The sequence below is a fragment of the Sphingomonas sp. genome, assembly GCF_024508665.1.
Classification (GTDB): Bacteria; Pseudomonadota; Alphaproteobacteria; order Sphingomonadales; family Sphingomonadaceae; genus Sphingomonas.
In genome coordinates this window covers 892,836-915,977 of sequence record NZ_JANINP010000007.1, presented here as the reverse complement: position 1 = coordinate 915,977, position 23,142 = coordinate 892,836, and the positions used below count along the sequence as shown (strand labels likewise).

Below are 23,142 nucleotides of genomic sequence, written 5' to 3'. Positions count from 1 at the left end.
TCGCATGACCGAGATCAAACGCTGGCACCCGACCGCGCGCATGAACCAGATGACGGCCTATAACGGCCTGATCTTCACCGCCGGCCAGGTCGCGGAGGAGAATGCCGGCAAGAGCGTCGCCGAGCAGACCACGGAGATCCTGCGCAATATCGACGGCCTGCTGGCCGAAGCCGGCAGCGACAAGAGCCGCATCCTGAGCGCGACCATCTATCTGACCGACATGGCCAGCTTCGCCGAGATGAACAGCGTGTGGGACGCCTGGGTTGCGCGCGATGCTATGCCGGCGCGGGCGACGGTCGAGGCGCGGCTGACCGGGCCGGAATATGCGGTGGAGATCAGCGTGATCGCGGCGGGGTGAGGGCTAGCAATCCATTTTCCGACTCGTCATCCCCGCGCAAGCGGGGACCCAGCTCCTGCTTGCTCCGACCTGCCAAACGGCTGTGAGGCGCGTGACTTCTCTCGGAGATAGGTCCCCGCTTTCGCGGGGATGACGATAGGACGTGCTGCCGTGACGGGATCAGCGCAGGACCATCGCGGCCAAACCACCCGCTAGTCCGGCGATCATCGCCGCGCGTACCAGATGCGGGGTGAAGCTCAGGCCTATGAGGATCGCGCCGCTCGCCAGCGGGAGCAGGCCGAACCAGGTTACGATTTCGGTCGGCCGGTGCCCAACGATGGCAAGCCCTAGCGACAGCACCAGCAGCGACCAGCCGACGATCACGGTTGCGCGGGGGGTGGCGATATTGCGCCAGTTGCCGAGCAGGACGCCGCGATGCGGGTGCAGCGAGGCGGCGAGCAGATAGAGGCCTAGGAATTCCAGCAGGGCGAAGGTCATGCGATCGCTCTCGCCCGCGCGGTGCGGCGAACGTCGGTGCGCCGGCGGGTTACGGTGCGCACGCAGACCGACGCGGCCAGGGCGGCGGCGACGAGCAATGCGTCGGTCACGGGCAGCACAAAGTCGCCGCGGGCCAGGGCCTGCGACAGATAGGTCAGCCCGCCCCCGACGACCGGTGCGGCGAGGCAGAGCAACGCCAGGACTCCCAGCAGCAGCGGCCAGGCCAGGCGCGGCGGCACGGCGAGCGCGGCGAGCAGGGCGAGACCGGCGGTGCCGAGCGCGATCGTCACTTCCTGTTGCGCGCGATCGGCCAGTCCCAGCGGCAACAACCGGTTGGCGCAGAGATAGGCGGCGAAGGCGACGGGCACGCCGGCGATGATGCCGACATTGAGCCGCTCCACGATGCGATTGGCGAGCGACAAGGGTGCGCGCTCTCGGCGCTTGACCACCCACAGGATCATCCCGCTCGCCACCGCCAGGGTCAGCATCGCGCCGCCGAGGAAATAGAGCCAGCGCAGCACCCCATTCGCGAACCGCCCCATGTGCAGGCCGTAGATCACGGCATAGCTGCGGACCGCGGGCCGCGCCTCGCTCCAGGCGCCGATCACCCGGCCGCTCGGGCCGTCGAAACTGACCTCCGCCACGGTCGCGCCGATCTGTGCCGCGTCGCTGCGATAGACGGTGACGACCGAGGCGGCGTCGCCCGGATTGGCGATCGCCACGCGGGAGAAGGGCGCGCCGCCGAACCGCCGCTCGGCCTCGCGCAGCATCGGCGCGATCGGCGCCAGAGCCGCGGCACGCTTCGCCGCCGGCCGGTCGACCGCGCCTGGCGTGAGGTCGCGATAGGCCGCCGCGAGATCACTGCCGTAATTGGCGACGATCCCCCAGGGCATGTTGAGCGAGGCCAGGGTGAGCAGCCCGCTGAACGTGATCATCAGATGGAACGGCATCGCCAGCACGCCGAGCGCATTGTGCGCGTCGAGCCATGACCTCTGCCCTTTGCGCGGGCGAAAGGTGAAGAAGTCTCGGAAGATGCGGCGGTGCGCGATGATCCCGGTGACGAGCGCGGTCAGCATGGCCAGCGCGGCGATCGAGGCCAGCCAGCGGCCCCAGGGAAAGGGCAGCTGAAGCTCGAAATGGAGGCGGTAGAAGAACTCCCCGCCCAATGTCTCGCGCGCGACCGGCGCGCCGCTGACCGGGTCGAGCGCGCGTGCGACATAATCGCCGCCGCTGTCATAGGTCGCCTCGACCGTGTTGGCGCGATCGTCGGGCGCGGTCAGGTACCAGCCGGTCGAGCCGCGCGCGTCGCTCGCCAGCCAAGTCGTCGCGGCCGCGATCGCCTGAACCCGGTCCGCGCTCGCGGTCGCCTCCGGGCGCATCCAGCGGCCGATCTCGGGCTTGAACACGCTCATCGTGCCGGCCAGGCACATCACGAACAGCACCCAGCCGAGCATTAGCCCGGTCCAGCCGTGCAGCCAGGCCATGACCTGCCGCGTGCCCTCACGGATCGCACTCATCGCGCCGGCGGCCCGATCATCCAGGCGAGCGCGCCGAACGCGGCGCCAAGCACCACCACCCCGCCCCAGGCGCGCCACGGCCCGCGCGCCAGGAACGCCCAGATCGCGACCGCGGGCACCGCCAGATAGGCGCTCAAGGTCCCCGCGATCACGCCGTCGATCCGCCCGCCGCCGGCCAGGCGCGCGACCGCCATCGCCAGCAACGCGGCGACGCCATAGGCACCCAGGCTGCCGGCCAGCACGCGCGCGGCGACATTGCCGCGATAGCGCCAGCCGCGCCGATCGGGTGCTCGTGCGCCCATCAGAAATCTAGCCCGATCGTCACCGCCACGCTGCGCGGCGCTGCGTAATAGGCCTGGCCCCACATCAGGCTGGCGAGATATTTGGTGTCGGTGACGTTGCGCAGGTTGACCGTCGCGCGGACGTGATCGAGCAGCCGGATGCCGGCCATCAGGTCGAGCACGGCGTAACTGTCCTGACGCAGCAGGACGTCGCCGGTGACCACGCCCATCGCCTGCACCGTGCTGTCGGCATAGCGGATCGCATTCTGCCAGCGGAGCTGCGCGCCGAATTTGAGGTCGTTGAGCCGCGGCACCGTATAAGTGGTCGACACCTTGAGCGACTTGGTCGGCAGGAAGGTGCGGGTCGGATTGCCGGCCTGGTCCTCGATCTCCAGCCCGGTATAGCCGCCGCTGACGCGCCAATTCTCGGTGACCTTGCCGGCGATCTCGATCTCGAATCCGCGCGAGGTCGTGTCGACCCCGGCATAACAAGTGCCGCCGACCGGCCCGTTGACGCAGGGCCCGTTGGGATCGCCGAACGCGCCGATCGCCGAGGCCAGCCCCTTCTGCTTCGCGCGGAACAGCGACGCGCTGGCATAGAGCCGGCCACCGAACCACTCGCTCTTGATGCCGCCTTCGATGCTGGTGCCCCGCGCCGGGTCGAGCTTGCGGTTGTTGGCGTCGACTTCGTTCTGCGGATTGAAGATGCCGGTATAGCTCGCATAGAGCGAGACATTGCCGGTCAGGTCATAGACCGCGCCGGCATAGGGGCTGACCGCGTGGGCGTCGCGCGATTGGTCGGTGCCGTAGGACGTGCCGGTCGACTTGAGCCACATCGCGCTGGCGCCGACCACCGCCTTCAACCGACCAGTGAGATCGAGGTGCGCGGCGCCGTAAGCGCGAGTCAGCCGGTCGGTATAATCGGCGGCGAGATAGGCGCCGGGATAGCTTGGCTCGGGGACGACCACCTTGCCCCAGTCGCCGACCGCCGGATAGGCGATCGCGTCGGTCGAGAAATTCTCCCACTCGCGGCCATGCGAGCGCGCGGTCGAGACGCCGAACGCGAGTTGGTGCCGGCGGCCGAACAGCGTGAACGGGCCGGACGCGTAGAAATCGCCGAGATATTGGTCATAGGTCGAGGGGTAGATGCCCGACATGCCCGCGACGCCCAGCCCGGTCGCGCGGTCCGGGAAATTATAGGCGTAGAGCAGCTTCGCCTCTTCCTCGAAGCGCTTGTAGGTGAACACCCCCTTGGCCGACCAGCCGCCGCCGAGATCGTAGGCGAGCTCGCCGAACGCGCTCTGATCGGTGACGTTCCAATAGGTCCAGGGCGCCGAGGTCGAGGCCGAGACGGGATAATCGATCCGCGTGCCGTCGCTATAGGTCAGCGGCAACGCCCCCCACAGCACGCCGTCGGCATGATTGTCCTGACGCGTATAGCCGGCGGTCGCGGTCAGGCGCGGCGTGACTTTCCACGAGAGGATGCCGCCATAGACGTTGCGGTTGACGTTGTTGAAGTCGAGCCAGGAATCATGATTGTCGTGCGCGTAGATCAGCCGCGCGGCGACATTGCCCGAGGCGTCGAGCGGCCCCGACACATCGCCTTCGAAGCGCAGCTGGTTCCACGACCCCGCCATGACCGAGGCCGAGGCCCGGAAGTCCTCGGTCGGGCGCTTGCGGACGTAATTGATCGTCGCCGATGGATTGCCGATCCCGGTCATGATCGCATTGGCGCCGCGCACCGTCTCGACCCGATCCCAAAGCGCCGTGTCGAGCGCGCCGAATTGCAGCCCCCAGATCAGCGGCATACCGATCCCGTCGACCTGGAAATTGGTGATGTCGAAGCCGCGCGCGTTGAAATAGGTGCGGTCGGTCTCGACCCGCTCGACATTGATGCCGACCGCCTGGTCGAGCAGATCGTTGACGTCGGTCAGCGCGAAATCGTCGATCCGGCCGCGGTCGATGATGGTGACCGATTGCGGCGTCTCGCGCAGCGTCAGCGGCAGCCCGGTCGACGACGCGCTCTGATTGGCGGGCAGCGTGCCGGTGATGACGATCTCCGGCTTGGCCTGATCGTCCCCCTCTTCCTCAGGCCCCGCCGCCCAGGCCGGATGGCTCCAGGCGATCGCCAGCATGGCGGAGAGAGCGAGGTGCCTGCGGGCAATGGTCATCGACGAGCCTTCCATGATGCGATCGGGAAGCGCGGCTCGTATGATTGTCGCTATTGCGAGTCAATGTCATTATCAATAAATGGCTAGCCGCATGTCAGCGGCTCTGTTGGCGAAAGTGCCGACAGGTAGCGTAACTCCCGATTGGTTTTGCCGGGGCAATTGCAGCTGCTTAGGAGGCCGCAGAAAAATTTGAGATGGGAGAGCGCAATCGAGGCTGGGAGCTTTGTTTAATGGCCGGCTCTGCGCCGATTGCCGAATTACCGGTTGGTCCTGCAGCGTCGGAAGCAGACGTTTCGCGCGCATCGCTCGGAGAGTGGCGGCACCTTATGCTAAGATTGGAGGTCTGAATACAGCGCTGCCAATTCCCGCGGTATCAGTCGGACACGCCTTAGCGACCGAACCAATCTGGGCGGATTGATCAGTTGATGACCTCCCCAGGCTCGCTGGTACATCGATAAGAGATCATGCCCCCGATGATTAACGACCCACGCCGGAACTTCGACAACACTTCCCCTAGTGTATTCAACTTTTATACGTGGCTCTACAATTAGGGAAGTGCTCAACGCCTGAACCTTCTCTGTAATAGCGTCTGAGATTGCCTGCAATGCGATCGTAGGTAATAACCGCAAGAGGTGCTCATCACCCGAGGTTACCGAGACACTGGCTATTGCAGGCGCGGTGCCGTTCTCGAGCAAAAGCCCAAAGACGTTGATCGGGTCAAGCAGATAGTTTTCAAAGCTGTATCGTCCAATCACCCTGACGCGGTTGGTCGGTTGATTGCTTAGATCTCGATCCATCACACCTACGAACGTTGTACTCAATGGTGGGGCATCGAGCTTATCAACCCATTTCTCGACGATCGTCTTACCGCCAGAGATCTTTTCAACTCCTCGCCCTACGGAGGCAGCAATGAAAACAAGCGATGGCGAGCTGCCTATGGCGCACGGATCTTTGCTCGGCCCCGCATCTGACAGGATATCGAGCACCGCGTTGTAGAACGCGACATCGCCGTCGTCCTCGACAAAGCAGAAGCGCGTCGCTGCACTTACCGTGACAAGACCGGCAGTCAGCGAGTTAATTGCAGCTGCTCGATCCGTAACCGGCGAAACAACTGGACCGCCGCGCTCCATCTGAAACACGGCTCCTTCTGGGGCAAGCGCCACTGTCGAAGGGGAATGCGTCGTCATTATCACGCGAACTCCATGGTTCCTGACGAGCACCTCCGATATCACATCAAGAAACTGCACCGTCATCGACGGGTGCAAATGGGCATCGGGCTCATCTAGGAGTAAGAGCTTCGGGAAGACGCCATCCTTTGCGGAGCTGAATAACCACAACGTGAGCTGCAAAAGCACTTGCTCACCAGACGAGAGATCGCTCGGGCGTATTTCCAATGCCGACGCCGTATCAACAAGGGAAAGTTCGTAGTATTCTGTAAAAGATACTTTCGTTGGATCCGAAACGATATAAGGAAATCCGGCAACCCGTAATGATTCATTGACAATATCCCAAGGTGCCGGCCCGATTGATTTCCCGTCTTTGCCAATGCCAGGCGTTCCGCGCTCAATTGCCTCGGCCCTCTTTACCCTATATGCGATGAAAATAGTCGCGAGACTTGCAGAAACATCCACATCCACCAAAAGATCGTCAAATTCATTTTCCGAAAGACCTCGTTGCCCGTTATTAGTGACAACTTCCCAATCCTTCCCTCGCAGCAATTTCTCAGCGCGCCGTGCTCTAGCCATCTGGGCCGGATCGTGCTGATAACTGTGCATCTGCCGAACTTGTTGGTAGAAACTCCGTCTCGTATTCTGCATGTGCTCTATTGATGATCCGCCACCGCTGAAGCGTCCTGTACTTGGGACGAATCCTACTTCATCGGCATCTAAAGCTAAGCCGTCTATCGATACGTTAACTCCAAACCCGCCCTGGTTGGGTCGTGTACCTGTTAAATAATAAGCCAAGATCTCGAGTAGCTGGGTTTTTCCCGAACCATTTCGGCCGGTTAGTATCGAAAACCCTGGAATGTCTCTCCATTGGAGCGTTTTGATAGACTTATACCCCGCAGGATTCGGCGTAATATCGACCCCAAACCTACATAATTCTGCCACCCGCCGCCACCTTTTCGGTTGATACATGACGTAAAGGATAATGCAGCTTGGCGTGGCTGAGGCGAAGGTGCAACCTCGACGCCACAATGGGGAAGATGCGTGCCAGTTTAGACTGGCACAAAATAGCATGCTTCGGCGGGGACGGCCTCGATCCTCATGAGCATTTCGCCGTGGTGGTCCGGGAACGCCTAAAGCCGCTACGCCTCGTGGAGAGGCGGGCAGCGGCAAAACAGCCCAGCCAGTGCCGATGCGCCGAAACAGGAACTTCGGCGAACTACGCGATTGTCACCGTCGCAGTCTCTACTCGCCAAAGGGATTGGGTGGGCGGCGCACTCCGAAGGCGAGCCAAAAAGTCTTCAACAGTGGCAGCAGCGCGGCACGGTTCATCGTCTCCACTCGTAGCGGCGGCAACGAGACTTCATCGCGCCACGCAAGTTCAGAACGCCACTCCTCACTAACGCACAGACAATAGTTCCGAATACCAGTTAGGGTGACGAATACGATCCAGGGCCCTTCAATGCCGAAGGGCTGAAGCTTGGCCGCGGTTGAAATAGCACAATCTAACAAACCGTCTTCATATCGCTTCGGCCAGACCAGCCTCAGCTCCTGTTTACTGAGTTCGTTGACGACCCGTCCGACAGTCCACACCGTGTCGGTGCGACCAGCTCGATATGTGATCGCGTACGAGCGGACGCCACCGTCCTCGCCCCGGTTGGTGTGCAGCATAACACCTTCGATCATATCGACGGCGTCCATATATCCCGAGGGCTTGACCGGGGCGAGCGCGTTTTCTTGCGTGATTTCAAGATCGCGGGCGTCGCGAAAAACGGACATCGGAATGACCGATACGATCGCGCGCGGATCGCTGCCTATGGCGATTGGAAGCTCCCCGCGTTGCGCGGCCTCGACAGCATCGAAATGTAAAGCGCGAAGCCGTGTCGGCAGCCCCTCGCTTGCCGTGAAAGCCTCACGCAACTCCTGCGCATCCATCTCGTATTTCGCATTAGAACGCCGCCCATAGAATCGGCTCCAATTGCTGAACGTAATACGATGTGGACCGATCGGACTAGGCGGCACGCGGATCAGCATGACTCCGTGATCGTTCTCGAGCGGTATCCATCGCAGTCGGAGGCCCGGCAAGCGCGGCTCGACACCGTCCTGCAAAATGTCCTCCCACCGTCGAAGCTCCGCGTCGGGGTCTTCAACCGATAGACCAGGAATACCTAACGGGACTGCTTTGGGCGCATCAATTCCATAAAGGATGTCCCCGCCCTGTGCGTTGGCGAAGGAGGTAACATCAGCCAGAAACTCCCGCTTGCTGTCCTTGTCCTTAGGATTCGGCAGATCACGTTTATACTCGAGCGTCCGGCTTTCAACGACGCCATTAGCAATCAAACGCTCAAGCGCCCCGCGGTCAACCGCATCAATGGGTCCCTGAATCATCTCGCTGCCTCATTTATAGTACTAGAGCCTGAGGGGAGGGGTCGACCGGATTGCTGACGAAATAGATTCTGCGCTGGGGCACAAAATCGAATAGGGCTGACTCAAGGTCGTGTTTTATTAGCCATCGCGCTCGCCTCATTACTAAGCCGATCGGCTTCCGCCGCCAAATTGTCAGCGACCGCGTCGGAGGCTGCGCTAGCTGCCGTTGGCTGAGGGTGGTTGCTGAACCAAATGAACAGCAACACCATAAGACCCACTGCGATCAGGCCCAAGATGAGCTTGATCGCTAGGCCATCCGCGGCCTCCCATTGCTCGGATATCGCGATCTCACCTGGCGTGGCCTCCTTAGCCTCGACGGACGCAGCAGGCGGCGGCGCTTCTGCTACAGGCCCCCTGTCTGTCCAGTGCCCCAGCCGCTCTGCGATCTCGCCTGCCCCCATCAAGACCGCGCCAGCGAGGAACCCGGTTAGCCCGACGTGCAGAACCATCATTTGGTTTTGAAGCAGGCCAAGGTTCAGCGTGCCGCCGAACATCGAAATACCGGATGAACTGTCAACCGCCGTAGGCATCAAGAACGACGCCGCTGTGCATAGCAGACCGACAACCAACAAGATCCAGCCAGCGATTTTCACGCGCGCCCTCCCCCCGGCTATTTCGCTGAGGATCTTACTATCTGAGTCGGTATCGATCCATCCCGCTTCGCTGGCTCGGCTGAGGCACAAGCCAGTGCTTCATACCTATTAAGCTCCTGAAAGACCCTAACCGAGGGCGCTATTCAAATCGACATTATAGCCCGCAGCTTTCAGTTCGCGCGCAAGCTTCATTTTCCAGGCCTCATCCGCAGTGTAGGGAGTGTAAATCACTCCACTGATGTCAGACGGCAAATCTAAGTCGCCGCGCTTTAGCGCACACACACGGGACCGGCCCAGACGACCAATGAAGTACCCAAGCTCCAAAACGACGTTCTGCCGCGCCCGGAACTGGAGGCTGCCCCCAACGGGCTGTCCGTCAGCAGCCGCGAGCCCGCCAACGTCATCCGGCGTCAACAGGATGACCGCAAAACCAACGTCACTTTCATCTTCAAACTTCTCGATAATTGTTCGGCCCTGATCCGCCTGCTCATGAAGGATGACAGGTTCCAAATCGCACCGCTCTAGAAACCGAGCGACAACTTGCTTTGCTTCCTCGTCCCGGCCGTGGACCACGAAGACCTTCTTGCCGCCGCTGTGCACCACGCGCCGAGTTTGCGGCACTGCGTCAGCGTCCACAGCCGACGGCGCTTCCGCAATCAGATCCAGTCGCTCTGCCAAAGAGCGGATGTTATTGATCTTGGCGTCCACACTCTCGCGAAACTCTTGAACGTCCTCGTGAAATTGACGCCCACCCCACACCACGACCATAGAACCACCATAAACGGAGCTATAGGACGTAGCGTACTCGGCAGAAGAAAACATTCGACGGAGAAGCTCTTCATTGTATTCAGACCAGCGCTTATAGTCGTTGTTGGCTGCGTCCAACGCCGGCTGAGATCCTATGTCGCGATTACGTAACTCAATTCCTAGCTCAATTCTGGAAAGCAGCTTGTTCCGAGCATCGTCGCGAGAGGTCAGCAACAATGCCGGGCCAGCGGGAAGCGGAGTAGATGATTGCCTTGCCAAAAAATCCTCCTGTCCGCTCCTAGATAACCGCGCGATACGTAATGGAAAAGAGGTTCGCGCCAGTTAAACGGGCACGAAAAGCTCGCTGTGGGAAATGCGCGCCTAGCCTTTTCTGATTCCAACCCATTACCCCCATTCCGGTAGCAGTTCCGATCGACGACCTCTGCGGGCGATGGCAACTTACCACCTCCATAAGGAGGGGCCTATGCGTATCGTATTTGGGATCGCTTTACTCTGCGTCGCGACACCGGCATTTGCCGGCACCTATCACTGGGCTAACGGGAAGTCGCCGCAGGCCGCCTGCGCCGACGCGAACGCCGCCGCGAAGAAGCGGGCGAAACGCATCCACACCTGCATCACGACCAAATGCATTCCGGGCACCGAAACCGTTTCGGTCGGCGGGCCGCTGGGGTTCCGGGGCTTCGCCGTCAGCGCCAACCATCGCGGCAGCTGCTAGCCGATTTCCTGTTATCCAGCGATAAGCCTGGAGCCCGGCAGCGAGCCATCCGGTCGACACGTCGGTGAAGGTGGCCGCTGCCGTATTGCCGGTGCGATATGGGCGGCCGAGGGCTCGCCCGTGTTGGTCATTCGACGAGATGCAAATACCGCCCGTCGAAACCGCCCACCGCCTTCAGCGCATCCAAATCGGGAATCACGACCAGCCCGCCGGCGAGCCGCTCGATACATCCCTCCGCCCGCAACGTCTTCAGCGTCCGGTTGACGTGAACCGGCGTCAGGCCGGTGGCGTCGGCGATATGGTCCTGTGTCAGCGGCAACGGCACGCGCGCGAGATCACACCCCTGTGCGTCCAGGCGCACGGCTATCTCCGCAAACAGATGGGCGATGCGCGCGCGGGCGTCGCGGCGTCCGACATTGAGCGTCCACTCGCGGAAAATCGACGAATCGACCAACAGCAAGCGGATCACCGCCTCGGCGATCGCCGGTCGGCGGGCCATCAATTCGCGAAGATCCGACTGATAGACGCGCGCGACGACGGTCTCGCGGATGGTCTGCAGGCTGTCATCGGCGACGGGGAGATAGAGGCGGTCGAAATCGATCGGGTCGCCGGGCACATAAATCGCCATGATCTGGCGATCACCGCTTTCGGTCAGGCGAAAGCGGTGCATGTAGCCCGACACCAGGATCATGCAGCTGGTCGTCGGGTCTCCTTCGCGCACGGGCTGCGAATTGGGCGACAGTTTCGACAATTTGAACGGTAAGGCCTTGAATAACCGAGCGTCGGCATCGGACAACGGAGAATGCAACCGAAGGCGCCGCACGCACGTTTCGAGCGGAGACATATCGGAAGCTCGTTCGGTCATCGTCATGCATTCGGCCTAATGACGCTAGTTGCCGGGGCCACGCTTTGGGTTAGACAGTTTTCGGCTATCATAGATCAGCCGTTGATCAGCATGCGCCGGGAAATGTCGGGGCGCCATTCGGGAAGGTACGTGGTGAGGTACTATTTCCACCTACGCGACGGCGGCGAACGCCTGCTCGACCCCCAGGGCGTCGACGTGGACGATCCGGCGCAGCTCGAACGCATGGCATTGAAGGAAGCGCGTGCCGTGGTCTCGCAGGAAGCGCTGGAGGGGGAAATCAACCTGCGGCAACGGATCGAGATCGAAGACGAAGCGGGAAAGCTGGTCCATTCGCTGAGTTTCGCGGATGCCGTGCGAATAATGGCCGACTAGGGCCGACAGCTCCGACGGTCGCGATTAGGGCGTCGTCGAGTGAGCGAGCGTGGCCGGTCCGGTGGGATGCCGCGGCCGAACGAGGGGGAGGCCCGGCCGCGACCGTTGAGCGATGGGCCGGAAGCGATGCCGCCGCATTGGCCTGGATCAGCAATCGCATGGCTAGCATAGGTTGGCATGAGGCGAGCTTTCGCCTTGCCGGCGGATTATTATTTGCGGGTCACCACCATGACAGCGCCTTCGGAACCGTAAATGCCGCGCAAATCCTTGATTGCGCCCACCGTATCGACCGTGGTCCCGTCGTTGCGCAGGAATTCGGCTTCGAAGCGTCGCGTGGTGCCGTGCGACAGCACGTCCTCGATCGTCTCCCTGAGCGTGACCCGCCGGCTGATTGGGACGAGGTCGGCGACGGGAATGTTGTTGAGCCGCTCGCGCGGGAGTTGGAGCAATTCGCTCATCGCCGGATTGATCTCCGCGATGCGGCCGCGAACGTTGATCCAGATATGGCCGATCCCGCCATGCGCCAGCATCGCCTCGATCAGCGTTTTCTTGCTGTCGGCCAGACGAAACGCTTTCGTCTCTTCGGTCACGTCGCGCGCCAGGAGCGCGGTCCCCTGACCGACGCGAAACGTCTCGACCCGATGCCAGGTATCCGCGCCGAACAAGGCGGGCAGTTCGAACAAGCATGGCTCGCCGGTCCGCGCGGTGCGGTTGAAATAGCTCTGGAACATCGTTTCGCGGAGCGCGGGCAATGCCTCGAACAAGCCGCATCCCGGCAACGACTTGTCCGCCTTGCGCGCCATCGCATGCGCGGTGCGGTTGGCCATCACGATCGTGCCCGAGTCGTCGGCGACGACCAGCATCAACGGCAGCCAGTCGGCAAGATCCTGATCGGAGACCGCCGCATGCTGTTCGTCACTCTTGGTCGTGGCGACGAACTCGTTGTATTCGGCGATGGGAAGAAGCGCGTGCGTTTCGCGGCCGTGATGGGTAACGAATACCGCCCTACCCGTCTGGCTTAAATGACCGAATTGACGCGGAAATTCGGACGCTCGGATGAAAATCCCCTGCACCGTGCCTCCCCTTCGGCCACGTGAGCCAAACAAACGGACAGCGCGAACACCCTGGGTCGAACACCTGCGGGCACGATCAAGCTATCAAGCCTATCGTGCGCCTATCGTTCCGGTTCCGAAATAACATGTGTTTGGAATCAAATGACGCACGGCGAATCCGCGGCGAGATCCGCCGGCCTCTGATCGATGGATCGCGGGATCGTGGCGACCGAGGCCGAGGGCGAGGGCGAGGGCGAGACGCACGTGTCGCCGCCGCCCGCCGCCGCCTAGCGTGAGATGGTCGGGAAGGTCGGCTGATGCCTCGGTTGCGACAGACCCTCACCCTTCCCACCGCCTATGGCGGCGGGCTCCTTCCCTCTCCCGCATGCGGGAGAGGGAGGGAGGCGCGAAGCGCCGGAAGGGTGAGGGTCTGACTGCGATGCTCCCCTTCTCGCGCGTGGCCGTCATCGGCCTACCGATCGCAAGCGCGATCAGGCCGACATGCCGACCGTCCGGCCACCTGGCCGACCCGCGGCAGTCAGGACCGCGCGCAAAGGCCGGTGAAACAGCGATTTCAAGGGGGGTGGTGGAGCCGAGGGGGATCGAACCCCTGACCTCTGCAATGCCATTGCAGCGCTCTCCCAGCTGAGCTACGGCCCCACACTTTCCGGGAAGGAAGGCGCCCCTAACCGGACGGCGTCCCTTTGACAAGCGGGTGATTAGCCCGCTTGCCTTAAAAAATTACGTCGATCAGCTGTCGTCTTCGTTGCCGCCGGTCTCTACGCCGAGATCGTCGTCACCGCCCAGATCGACTTCGTCGTCGGCCGAGGGTTCACCCTCGTCCTCGATCTCGATGTCCAGATCGTCACCCTCGAGATCCGAATCGTCCTTCTCGGGCTTCTCGGCCTTGATGACCTCGAACGGCAGCGGCTGCTTCGACTTCAGGATGGGCTCGGGCGCCCAGGCGGTGCCGCAATTGATGCAGGTGACCGGGTCGTCCTTGCCAAGATCGTAAAAGCGCGTTGCGCATTTCGGGCACGTACGCTTCGTGCCCCATTCCGGCTTGACCATGCCGATTTGTACCTTTCGATTTATGCGATTGTCGGGGTTTGGACCCTAAAGTGGCGCGCGCCTTGCCATAGCGCAAGGTGGCTGTCAAAGCCCGCGACCGATGTCGCAAGCCCCCGCCAGATCCCTGCAAATCGAATCGTCCGCCCGCCTGTCGGGCCGCGTCACCGTTCCCGGCGACAAGTCGATCAGCCACCGATCGCTGATGCTGTCGAGCCTGGCGGTCGGCGAGAGCCGAATCGAGGGATTGCTGGAAGGCGAGGACGTGCTCGCGACCGCCGCCGCGATGCGCGCGATGGGGGCGACTATCGAACGCAGCGAGGACGGCATCTGGCGCGTGTGGGGCGTCGGGGTCGGCGGATTGCTGCAGCCGGCGGGTGCGCTCGATATGGGCAATTCCGGAACGTCGACGCGCCTGCTCGCCGGGTTGGTCGCGAGCCATGCGATCACCGCGACCTTTGTCGGCGACGCCTCGCTCAGCAAGCGGCCGATGGGCCGGGTGATCGATCCGCTGTCGCTGATGGGGGCCGAATTCACCTCCAGCCCCGGAGGCCGGTTGCCGATGATGGTGCGCGGCCTCTGTCCGGCGGTGCCGATCGAATACACGCTCCCGGTCGCGTCGGCGCAGGTCAAGTCGGCGGTGCTGCTGGCCGGACTCAATACGCCGGGGATCACGCGCGTGATCGAGCCGGTGCCGACGCGCGACCATAGCGAGCGGATGCTGGCCGGGTTCGGCGCCAACCTGACGGTCGAGGCGAGCAATCGCGGGCGGGTGATCTCGATCCATGGCGAGGCCGAGTTGCAGCCGCAGCAGATCGTCGTGCCGGGCGATCCAAGCTCGGCGGCGTTCTGGGCAGTCGCGGCGTCGATCGTGCCGGGGAGCGAAGTGACGATCGCCAATGTCGGGCTGAACCCGACGCGCGCGGGCATCTTCACCGCATTGCGCATGATGGGGGCGGACATCACCGAGGTCGATCCGCGGACCGTCGGCGGCGAGCCGGTCGCCGACCTGATCGTGCGGCATGCGGCGCTCAAGGCGATCGACGTGCCGCCCGACCTCGCGCCGAGCATGATCGACGAATATCCGGTGCTGTTCGTCGCCGCGGCTCTGGCCGAGGGGCGGACGGTCGCGCGCGGGGCGCACGAATTGCGGGTCAAGGAATCGGACCGGATCGCGGCGATGAAGGACGCGCTTCAGGCATGCGGCGTGACGGTCGAGGAGTTCGACGACGGCCTCGCGATCACCGGCAGCGGCGGCGAGCCGATCCCGGGCGGCGGCACGGTCGCCTCGCTGCTCGATCATCGTATCGCGATGGCGATGACGGTGGCGGGGCTGGTCGCGCGGCGGCCGATCACGATCGACGACGTCGCCCCGGTCGCGACAAGCTATCCGGTGTTCTTCGAGACGCTGGAGCAATTGGCGGGCCGGGCATGACGCGGATGATCGGCCGCCGCGAATTGCTCGCGGGCGGCCTCGCGCTCGGGGCCAGCTTCGCCCTCCCCCACCCGCTGTTCGCGCGCAAGGCGGACGGCTATCCGGCGCCCGATCTGGAGACGATGGTCCCGGTCGAAGGCGGGCGCGTCTATGTCCGGGTCAACGGCAAGCTCAACGGCGCCAAGCCGCCGATCGTCATGCTGCATGGCGGGCCCGGCGGCGATCACGAGCATTTCATGCCGGCGGTCGCCCTGGCTGACGAGCGCGCGGTGATCCTGTACGATCAGCTCGACAGCGGGCAGTCGGACCGGCCCAACGATCCGAAGAACTGGCGGGTCGCGCGGTTCGTCGACGAGATCGAGCTGGTGCGGAAGGCGCTGGGCGTCGAGCGCTGGCATCTGCTCGGGCATAGCTGGGGCGGGACGCTCGCGCTCGAATATGGAGCGCGGCGGCCGGCGGCTCTGCGCGGGCTGGCGCTGGCCAGTCCGTTGGTCTCGACGCGGAGCTGGATCGCCGACGCCAATGCCTTGCGCGGCCAATTGCCGGCCGACGTCCAGGCCGAGATCGCCAGTTGCGACAAGGGGCCGAGCCGGACGTGCGACGACGGCGTCAACGCCTTCTACCGCGCCTATAACGGCCGCGAGCCGGCCAAGCCCGCGGCGATCGCCTATGCCGGCGCGCATCCCAATGGCTTCAATCCCAAACTCTACAATGCGATGTGGGGACCGAGCGAATTCGCCTGCACTGGCAGCCTGAAGGACTATGACGGCGAGCCCTTGCTGGCGAAGCTCGACGGGCGGCGCACGATCTTCCTGGGCGGGCAGTATGACGAGGCCCGCCCCACGACCCTGGCCGGATTCGCCGCGCGCGTGCCGGGCGCCGAGTTTGCCACCATCCCGGGATCGGCGCATGGCATCTTCGCCGACCGGACGCTGGAAACGGTCGCGTTGATCCGCGGCTGGCTGGCGCGACAGGATGCCAAGTCCTAGAGAACCGCGATGGAGTTAAGCGTATGATCATCGCCGTGGACGGTCCCGCCGCCAGCGGCAAGGGCACCGTCGCCCGCGCCCTGGCAAAACATTATGGCTTGCCGCATCTCGACACCGGGCTGCTCTACCGCGCGGTCGGCGAGAATGTGCGGCGGATGGACCTCGACCCGACCCGCGAAGCCGATGCGGTCGCGGCCAGCAATTTCGACGACGCCTTGCTCGACGACCCCGCCTTGCGCACCGACGAAGCGGGGCAGCTCGCCTCGATCGTCTCGGCGCACCCTCTGGTTCGCGCGGCGTTGCTGCAGCGCCAGCGCAAGTTCGCGCAGCAGGAAGGCGGCGCGGTGCTCGACGGGCGCGACATCGGCACCGTGATCGCCCCCGACGCCGACGCCAAATTGTTCGTCAAGGCGACGCCGCAGATCCGCGCGCGCCGCCGCCACGCCGAATTGAAGGAGCGCGGCAGCACGCTCAGCTTCGACAAGGTGCTGGCCGATATCCGCGTGCGCGACCAGCGCGACATGGGGCGCGACGCGGCGCCTCTGGTGATGGCCGCCGATGCCGGGATCCTAGATACCAGCTTCCTGTCGATCGAGGCCGCGGTGAAGCGCGCGATCGAACTGGTCGAGCGGCAAGTGCAGCTGAAGGCGGCGAAGGGGCGGTAAATCCTCCCCGTTCCGGGGAGGGGGACCGCTCGGCGTCAGCCGAGTGGTGGAGGGGCCGGGCCGCGCCGGACTCGCTTGCCGCACCGCCCCTCCACCAAGCCGCTCACGCGTCTTGGTCCCCCTCCCCGCATGCGGGGAGGAGTGATATAAAGAATTCTTTATATCTCGCTTGACCTGACGCATTTTCAGCAGGATAAGGCTGGCGTCGAGGTTCTTCGGACGGGTTCGCCCGCGCCGAAGCTAAGACGGGAAGCCGGTGCGGTCCCTGCGGAACCAAAGCCGGCGCTGCCCCCGCAACTGTAAGCGGCGAGCGGCGATCCATTCATGTCACTGGGGCGTAAGTCCCGGGAAGACGGATCGTCCGTGTTGACCCGTGAGCCAGGAGACCTGCCTCCGACGCGATAACGTCCACCGGCGGGGTGTCCGGGCTGGCCGCTTGCATCCTGCGGTCGGCGCGCGTCGTCCGTGCGTGCTCGTGTCTGGTTCCTGCCCTGCCCTTCATCGGGGTATGAAGACCATGACCGTCACTGTTGCCACACTCGGATTTCCACGCATCGGGCCGCGCCGCGAATTGAAGGTCGCGCTCGAATCCTTCTGGTCGGGCCAATCGTCCGAGGCCGAACTGCTCGAAGCCGCCGCGGCCTTGCGCACCGCCGCCTGGGCGCGGCAGAAATCGCTCGGCGCCGACTGGCTGCCGTCGAACGATTTCTCGCTCTACGACCATGTCCTCGACACCAGCCTGATGCTGGGCGCGATTCCCGAGCGCTATGGCAAGGCGGCGGGCGATGCCGACCTCGCCACCTATTTCGCGATGGCGCGCGGCACGACCGGTGAGGATCCGGGCTGCGGACACGGGCACCAGTCAGTTCAGGGCAGCCTGACCGCGTGCGAGATGACCAAATGGTTCGACACGAATTACCATTATATGGTCCCCGAACTGGTCGCCGGGCAGAAGCTGGCGCTGAGCTCGGCGAAGATCGTCGACGAATTTCGCGAGGCGAAGGCGCAGGGCTATGAGACGCGCCCGGTGCTGCTCGGCCCGGTCACCTGGCTGAGCCTGGCCAAGGGGCGCGGGGTCGATCCGTTCGACTATCTCGACGAAGTGCTCGGCCTCTACACCGCCGTGCTGACCCAGCTCGGCCAGGCCGGGGCCGAATGGGTGCAGATCGACGAGCCGGTGCTGGTGCTCGACCTGAGCGAGCGTCAGCGCAATGCGATCACCCGCGCTTACGCCAAGCTGCCGCGCGCCGGCGTGAAGCTGATGCTGGCGACCTATTTCGGCGGGCTCGAAGACAATCTCGACCTCGCGGTGCATTTGCCGGTCGCGGGATTGCACGTCGACCTGGTCCGCGCGCCCCAGCAACTCGATACCGTGCTGGCCAAGGCGCCGAAGTCGCTGCTGCTCTCGCTCGGCGTGATCGACGGGCGCAATGTGTGGCGGGCCGATCTCGCCGCGTTGCTCGACCGGCTGGAGCCGATCGCCGCCAGGCGCGACATCGTCCTCGCCCCGTCCTGCTCGCTGCTCCACACGCCGGTCGACCTCGCGCTCGAACGCAAGATCGATCCGGAAGTCGCGCAATGGCTGGCTTTTGCGGTGCAGAAGGTCGGCGAACTCGCGATGCTGAAGCGCGCGCTCAACGAAGGCCGCGACAGCGTCGCCGACGACCTGGCGGCGGCGAGCGCGGCGGCGGCTGCGCGCAAGACCTCGCCGCGAATCCACAACGACGCCGTGGCCGAGCGATTGGCCGCGATCACCCTGGCCGATCGCGAGCGGCACTCCCCCTACCCCGTCCGCGCCACGGCACAGGCGGACGCGCTCGGCCTGCCGGCCTTTCCGACCACCACGATCGGATCGTTCCCGCAGACCGCCGAAGTGCGCCGCGCGCGTGCCGATCACAATCGCGGGACGCTCGACGCCGCGGCCTATGAACAGTTCCTCCGCGAGGAGACCGAACGCGCGATCCGCTGGCAGGAGGACGCCGGGCTCGACATGCTCGTCCATGGCGAGTTCGAGCGCAACGACATGGTGCAATATTTCGGCGAGCAATTGTCGGGCTTCGCCTTCACCGTCAGCGGCTGGGTGCAATCCTATGGCTCGCGCTGCGTGCGTCCGCCGATCCTGTTCGGCGACGTGTCGCGGCCCAGGCCGATGACGGTCGATTGGTGGCTTTATGCCCAGAGCCTGACGGACAAGCCGATGAAAGGCATGCTGACCGGGCCGGTGACGATCCTCAACTGGTCGTTCGTCCGCGACGACCAGCCGCGCGAAGCGTCGTGCCGCCAGATCGCGCTGGCGATCCGCGACGAGGTCATCGACCTGGAGAAAGCCGGCGCCAGGGCGATCCAGATCGACGAGGCGGCACTGCGCGAGGGCCTGCCGCTCCGGCGGCGCGACTGGCAGCATTATCTCGACTGGGCGGTCGACTGCTTCCGCCTGTCCGCCGCCGGGGTCGGCGACGCGACGCAGATCCACACGCATATGTGCTATTCGGAGTTCAACGACATCCTGCCCTCGATCGGTGCGATGGACACCGACGTCATCTCGATCGAGACCGCACGATCGCAGATGGAGCTGCTCGAAGGCTTCGCGCGCTATCGCTACCCGAGCGCGATCGGGCCCGGCGTCTACGACATCCACGCCCCGCGCGTGCCGACGGTCGACGAGATGGTCGCGTTGATGCGGCTGGCCCAGGACCACCTCCGCCCCGAGCAATTGTGGGTGAACCCGGATTGCGGGCTCAAGACGCGCAAATGGGAGGAAGTGAAGCCGGCGATCGATGCGATGGTCGCCGCCGCACACGCCTTGCGGGTCCGCGTGGCGGAACCGGCCTGATGTCGGGGGTCGTCCGCCTCATCGACATGGTGTTCCCGGGCGACACCAACCATCACGGCACGTTGTTCGGCGGAGTGGCGCTCGCACACATGGACAAGGTGGCGTTCCTCGCCGCCTCGCGCCATGGCCGGGCGCCCTTCGTCACCGCCGCCTCGGAACAGATCGACTTCACCGCTCCGGCGCTGAAGGGCGAACTGATCGAGGCGACGGGACGCATCGTTCGTGCCGGCACGCGGTCGGTCGATGTCGAGGTCGAGCTGACCGCCGAGGCGTTGCTGAGCGGTGCCCGGCGGCTGTGCACGCGCGGGATGTTCACCCTGGTCGCGGTCAAGGGCCCCGACACGCACCTGCCGTTGCCGCCGCTCGATCGCGTGGCGGAAGCGGCTGACGACCGGCTTCACATGGTCGACATGGTGTTCCCGCCGCAGACCAATCATTACGGCACCTTGTTCGGCGGCGACGCGCTGAGCATGCTGGGCAAGGCGGCCTTCATCGCCTCTACCCGCCACGCTCGCGCCGTGATGGTGATGGCGGCGTCGGACCGGATCGACTTCCGCTCGCCGGTACGCGAAGGCGAGATGGTCGAGCTGATCGCGCGCGTGGTGACGAGCGGGCGTTCTTCGGTCCGCGTCGGGGTCGAGCTCTGGGCGGAGAACCTGCTCAGCGCCGACCGCCGCCGCGCCGCGACGGCCGAGTTCGTGATGGTCGCGGTGGATGAGGCCGGGCGGCCGAAGCCATTCGGCTGATCCGCGCCCTCCTCTCGCCTCGTCGCAAGCCCTTGCCGGACGATGTGCGCCAGCTTGTCTTCGTCCCCCTTTGGCGCTAAGAGCCCGCCCGTCCGGCGAGCAGGTTCTCGCGGAGGAAGGCGCGGAGGTGTCCTCTCGCGCCCTTTTCGCATTTTAGCGTTGAGCCCTCCTCCGCGGTTTCCTGCCCATCGGATGCCGTGCCGGCATACGGCCGCCGCGGCGTTTTGGCCAAGACCACCGGAGACAACCGGTTGGCCGGAAACAGTTGATCAGGAACCACATTTTTATGGCCACTACGGCAAACCCGACGCGCGACGATTTCGCGAAAATGCTCGAAATGACCCTCGGCGACGCCGATGGCTTCGAAGGCCGCGTGGTGCACGGCACCGTCACCGGCATCGAAAACGACATGGCCGTCATCGACGTCGGTCTGAAGAGCGAAGGCCGCGTGCCGCTGCGTGAATTCGCCGCGCCGGGCCAGAAGGCCGACCTGAAGGTCGGTGACGAAGTCGAAGTGTTCGTCGACCGCGTCGAGAATGCCAATGGCGAAGCGATGCTGTCGCGCGACCGTGCGCGCCGCGAAGCCGCCTGGGACAAGCTCGAAGCCGAGTTCGTTCAGTCGGCCCGCGTCGAAGGCGTCATCTTCGGCCGCGTCAAGGGCGGCTTCACCGTCGACCTCGACGGCGCCGTGGCGTTCCTGCCCGGCTCGCAGGTCGATATCCGTCCGGTCCGCGACGTGCAGCCGCTGATGGACATCCCGCAGCCCTTCCAGATCCTGAAGATGGACCGCAAGCGCGGCAACATCGTCGTGTCGCGCCGCGCGGTGCTCGAGGAAACCCGCGCCGAGCAGCGTTCGGGCCTGATCCAGAGCCTGCATGAAGGCCAGATCATCGACGGCGTGGTCAAGAACATCACCGATTACGGTGCGTTCGTCGACCTGGGCGGCATCGACGGCCTGCTCCACGTCACCGACCTCAGCTACAAGCGCGTCCAGCACCCGAGCGAGGTCCTGAACATCGGCGACACCGTCAAGGTTCAGATCATCCGCATCAACAAGGACACGCAGCGCATCTCGCTGGGCATGAAGCAGCTCGAGAGCGATCCGTGGGACGGCGCCGCCGCCAAGTACCATGTCGGCGCCAAGATGTCGGGCCGCGTCACGAACATCACCGAATATGGTGCGTTCGTCGAACTCGAGCCGGGCATCGAGGGCCTGGTTCACGTCTCGGAAATGAGCTGGACCAAGAAGAACGTCCATCCGGGCAAGATCGTCTCGACCAGCCAAGAAGTCGATGTCGTCGTGCTCGAGGTCGACGAGGACAAGCGTCGCATCTCGCTCGGCCTCAAGCAGGCCCAGGCCAATCCGTGGGAAGCGTTCGCCGCGGCGCACCCGGTCGGCTCGACCGTCGAGGGCGAAGTCAAGAACGCCACCGAGTTCGGCCTGTTCATCGGCCTCGACAACGACGTCGACGGCATGGTCCACATGTCGGACATCGCCTGGGGCATTTCGGGCGAGGACGCGCTCAACCTGCACCGCAAGGGTGAGATGGTGAAGGCGATCGTGCTCGACATCGACGCCGAGAAGGAGCGCATTTCGCTCGGCATGAAGCAGCTCGAGCGTGGCGGTCCGTCGGCCGCGGTCGTCGCGGGCGCCGGCGACAAGCTCAACAAGAACTCGATCGTCACCGTCACGGTGCTCGAAGTCCGCGACGCGGGCCTCGAGGTTCAGGTCGGCGAGGATGGCGCGACCGGCTTCATCAAGCGCACCGACCTCGGCCGCGACCGCGACGAGCAGCGTCCGGAGCGTTTCCAGGTCGGCCAGAAGTTCGACGCCATGGTCACCGGCTTCGATCGTTCGAAGAAGCCGACCTTCTCGGTCAAGGCGATGCAGATCGCCGAAGAGAAGCAGGCCGTCGCTCAGTACGGTTCGTCCGATTCGGGCGCATCCTTGGGCGACATCCTGGGCGAAGCGCTCAAGGCCCGCGACACCAAGAAGTGAGGCTCAGATTGGGTAGCATCCTGAGGATGCTACCCTTTTTGTTACACTTTGACTGTCGAATCGGTCCTATTGCGTTCGACCGATTTTCTTTATGATATGCGTCGGTGGGGGCCCTTTTTCCGCGAGGGGGAAATTCTCGGAAAACGGGTAGTCGATGGAGAAGACCGGGAAACGTCCCGGTGGTCCTTCGACTTTGGGGAGACCGTGTTCGTATGATTCGTTCGGAACTGATTCAAAAGCTGGCAGAAGCCAATCCAGATCTGGCGCTCCGCGACGTCGAAGCGATCGTCACGACGTTCTTCGATGAGATTTCGCGGCGCCTGGCGGCCGATGGCCGCGTCGAGCTGAGGGGCTTCGGCGCTTTTTCGACCCGCGCGCGCGGCGCGCGCACCGGCCGCAACCCGCGGACGGGCGAAGTAGTGGAAGTCGACGCCAAGCGTGTTCCCTATTTCAAGCCCGGCAAGGAAATGCGCGTCCGGCTCAACGTTTCCTGAGCCAAGGCGGCCTGGTTCAAGCAAGCTTGAACCAGGACTCCGCCGCAGGCCGGCCGGCAGGCGCTCGGCGCCTGACCGACGTCACGCGATTTACGCGTGACGGCACCCTACATCTCGACTCTCGGCTTGACCCAGGCGCGCGCCTGCGCGA

General features: G+C 64.1%; 21 protein-coding genes, 1 tRNA gene and 1 riboswitch. Of the genes, 10 read left to right on the top strand and 12 right to left on the bottom strand.

From position 1 onward, the window contains the following. Positions 1-4 precede the first annotated feature (4 nt). The gene (locus tag Q0L25_RS19580) at positions 5-358 is read left to right on the top strand and encodes a RidA family protein (RefSeq protein WP_296617224.1); all 354 of its coding nucleotides are present in this window, start codon (positions 5-7) and stop codon (positions 356-358) included. A gap of 159 nt (positions 359-517) precedes the next feature. Here the strand turns inward: Q0L25_RS19580 and Q0L25_RS19575 are convergent, their stop codons facing one another. The 8 genes from Q0L25_RS19575 to Q0L25_RS19540 form a co-directional block, all read right to left on the bottom strand. Then, a complete protein-coding gene (locus Q0L25_RS19575; RefSeq protein WP_296617222.1) occupies positions 518-835 on the bottom strand; it encodes a DUF3325 family protein in 318 nt (105 codons plus the stop codon). Beyond that, on the bottom strand, positions 832-2,352 hold the full coding sequence (locus Q0L25_RS19570) for a PepSY domain-containing protein (RefSeq protein WP_296617220.1): 1,521 nt from the start codon (positions 2,350-2,352) through the stop codon (positions 832-834). Before Q0L25_RS19570 ends, Q0L25_RS19575 begins: the two co-directional genes overlap by 4 nt. Further along, positions 2,349-2,654 (bottom strand): ketohydroxyglutarate aldolase, encoded by a 306-nt coding sequence (locus Q0L25_RS19565; protein WP_296617218.1) that lies wholly within the window; start codon positions 2,652-2,654, stop codon positions 2,349-2,351. The genes Q0L25_RS19570 and Q0L25_RS19565 overlap by 4 nt, the downstream gene beginning before the upstream one ends. Continuing rightward, a complete protein-coding gene (locus Q0L25_RS19560) occupies positions 2,654-4,804 on the bottom strand; it encodes a TonB-dependent siderophore receptor (RefSeq protein WP_296617215.1) in 2,151 nt (716 codons plus the stop codon). The genes Q0L25_RS19565 and Q0L25_RS19560 overlap by 1 nt, the downstream gene beginning before the upstream one ends. Positions 4,805-5,133: 329 nt before the next feature. Next, positions 5,134-6,942 (bottom strand): AAA family ATPase, encoded by a 1,809-nt coding sequence (locus tag Q0L25_RS19555; RefSeq protein WP_296617213.1) that lies wholly within the window; start codon positions 6,940-6,942, stop codon positions 5,134-5,136. A gap of 273 nt (positions 6,943-7,215) precedes the next feature. After that, complete coding sequence (locus Q0L25_RS19550) at positions 7,216-8,358, bottom strand: helix-turn-helix domain-containing protein (protein WP_296617211.1); 1,143 nt, start codon at positions 8,356-8,358, stop codon at positions 7,216-7,218. A 101-nt stretch (positions 8,359-8,459) separates the two neighbouring features. Next, positions 8,460-8,990: a hypothetical protein gene (locus Q0L25_RS19545; RefSeq protein ID WP_296617209.1), complete on the bottom strand. Its 531-nt coding sequence runs from the start codon at positions 8,988-8,990 to the stop codon at positions 8,460-8,462. Between the two features lie 126 nt (positions 8,991-9,116). Then, positions 9,117-9,875, bottom strand: a complete 759-nt coding sequence (locus Q0L25_RS19540) for a nucleotide-binding protein (RefSeq protein WP_296617206.1) — start codon at positions 9,873-9,875, stop codon at positions 9,117-9,119. Between the two features lie 346 nt (positions 9,876-10,221). Between Q0L25_RS19540 and Q0L25_RS19535 the strand changes: the two genes are divergently transcribed. After that, positions 10,222-10,473 carry a hypothetical protein gene (locus tag Q0L25_RS19535; RefSeq protein ID WP_296617204.1) on the top strand — a complete coding sequence of 84 codons (252 nt, stop codon included), beginning with the start codon at positions 10,222-10,224 and terminating at the stop codon, positions 10,471-10,473. Between the two features lie 127 nt (positions 10,474-10,600). On the opposite strand, the gene Q0L25_RS19530 is transcribed toward Q0L25_RS19535, so the two are convergent. After that, the gene (locus Q0L25_RS19530; protein ID WP_296617202.1) at positions 10,601-11,269 is read right to left on the bottom strand and encodes a Crp/Fnr family transcriptional regulator; all 669 of its coding nucleotides are present in this window, start codon (positions 11,267-11,269) and stop codon (positions 10,601-10,603) included. A gap of 198 nt (positions 11,270-11,467) precedes the next feature. Here Q0L25_RS19530 and Q0L25_RS19525 point away from each other — a divergent pair, with 198 nt between their 5' ends. Next, the gene (locus Q0L25_RS19525; RefSeq protein ID WP_296617201.1) at positions 11,468-11,710 is read left to right on the top strand and encodes a hypothetical protein; all 243 of its coding nucleotides are present in this window, start codon (positions 11,468-11,470) and stop codon (positions 11,708-11,710) included. A 209-nt stretch (positions 11,711-11,919) separates the two neighbouring features. Here the strand turns inward: Q0L25_RS19525 and Q0L25_RS19520 are convergent, their stop codons facing one another. The 3 genes from Q0L25_RS19520 to Q0L25_RS19510 form a co-directional block, all read right to left on the bottom strand. Then, positions 11,920-12,783 carry a PAS domain-containing protein gene (locus tag Q0L25_RS19520; protein WP_296617199.1) on the bottom strand — a complete coding sequence of 288 codons (864 nt, stop codon included), beginning with the start codon at positions 12,781-12,783 and terminating at the stop codon, positions 11,920-11,922. 563 nt (positions 12,784-13,346) lie between these two features. Further along, positions 13,347-13,422 (bottom strand) — tRNA-Ala (locus Q0L25_RS19515). Between the two features lie 90 nt (positions 13,423-13,512). Continuing rightward, entirely contained in the window at positions 13,513-13,833 is a 321-nt protein-coding gene (locus tag Q0L25_RS19510) for a TIGR02300 family protein (protein ID WP_296617197.1), read from the bottom strand. A 100-nt stretch (positions 13,834-13,933) separates the two neighbouring features. On the opposite strand from Q0L25_RS19510, the gene aroA reads away from it, so the two are divergent. The 7 genes from aroA to ihfB all read left to right on the top strand — a co-directional run bounded on the left by aroA (position 13,934) and on the right by ihfB (position 22,991). Beyond that, complete coding sequence (aroA, locus tag Q0L25_RS19505; protein ID WP_296617195.1) at positions 13,934-15,265, top strand: 3-phosphoshikimate 1-carboxyvinyltransferase; 1,332 nt, start codon at positions 13,934-13,936, stop codon at positions 15,263-15,265. Beyond that, positions 15,262-16,254 (top strand): proline iminopeptidase-family hydrolase, encoded by a 993-nt coding sequence (locus tag Q0L25_RS19500; protein ID WP_296617193.1) that lies wholly within the window; start codon positions 15,262-15,264, stop codon positions 16,252-16,254. The genes aroA and Q0L25_RS19500 overlap by 4 nt, the downstream gene beginning before the upstream one ends. A 23-nt stretch (positions 16,255-16,277) precedes the next feature. After that, entirely contained in the window at positions 16,278-16,919 is a 642-nt protein-coding gene (gene cmk, locus Q0L25_RS19495; RefSeq protein WP_296617191.1) for a (d)CMP kinase, read from the top strand. Positions 16,920-17,110: 191 nt separating this feature from the next. Further along, positions 17,111-17,329: riboswitch (cobalamin riboswitch) on the top strand. 107 nt (positions 17,330-17,436) lie between these two features. Next, positions 17,437-19,752, top strand: coding sequence for a 5-methyltetrahydropteroyltriglutamate--homocysteine S-methyltransferase (gene metE, locus Q0L25_RS19490; RefSeq protein ID WP_296617190.1), 2,316 nt, complete (start codon positions 17,437-17,439; stop codon positions 19,750-19,752). Then, positions 19,752-20,498 (top strand): hotdog domain-containing protein, encoded by a 747-nt coding sequence (locus Q0L25_RS19485; protein ID WP_296617188.1) that lies wholly within the window; start codon positions 19,752-19,754, stop codon positions 20,496-20,498. The genes metE and Q0L25_RS19485 overlap by 1 nt, the downstream gene beginning before the upstream one ends. A 286-nt stretch (positions 20,499-20,784) precedes the next feature. After that, positions 20,785-22,497, top strand: a complete 1,713-nt coding sequence (gene rpsA, locus Q0L25_RS19480; protein WP_296617186.1) for a 30S ribosomal protein S1 — start codon at positions 20,785-20,787, stop codon at positions 22,495-22,497. Between the two features lie 212 nt (positions 22,498-22,709). After that, the gene (gene ihfB, locus Q0L25_RS19475) at positions 22,710-22,991 is read left to right on the top strand and encodes an integration host factor subunit beta (protein ID WP_066812710.1); all 282 of its coding nucleotides are present in this window, start codon (positions 22,710-22,712) and stop codon (positions 22,989-22,991) included. Positions 22,992-23,142 lie beyond the last annotated feature (151 nt).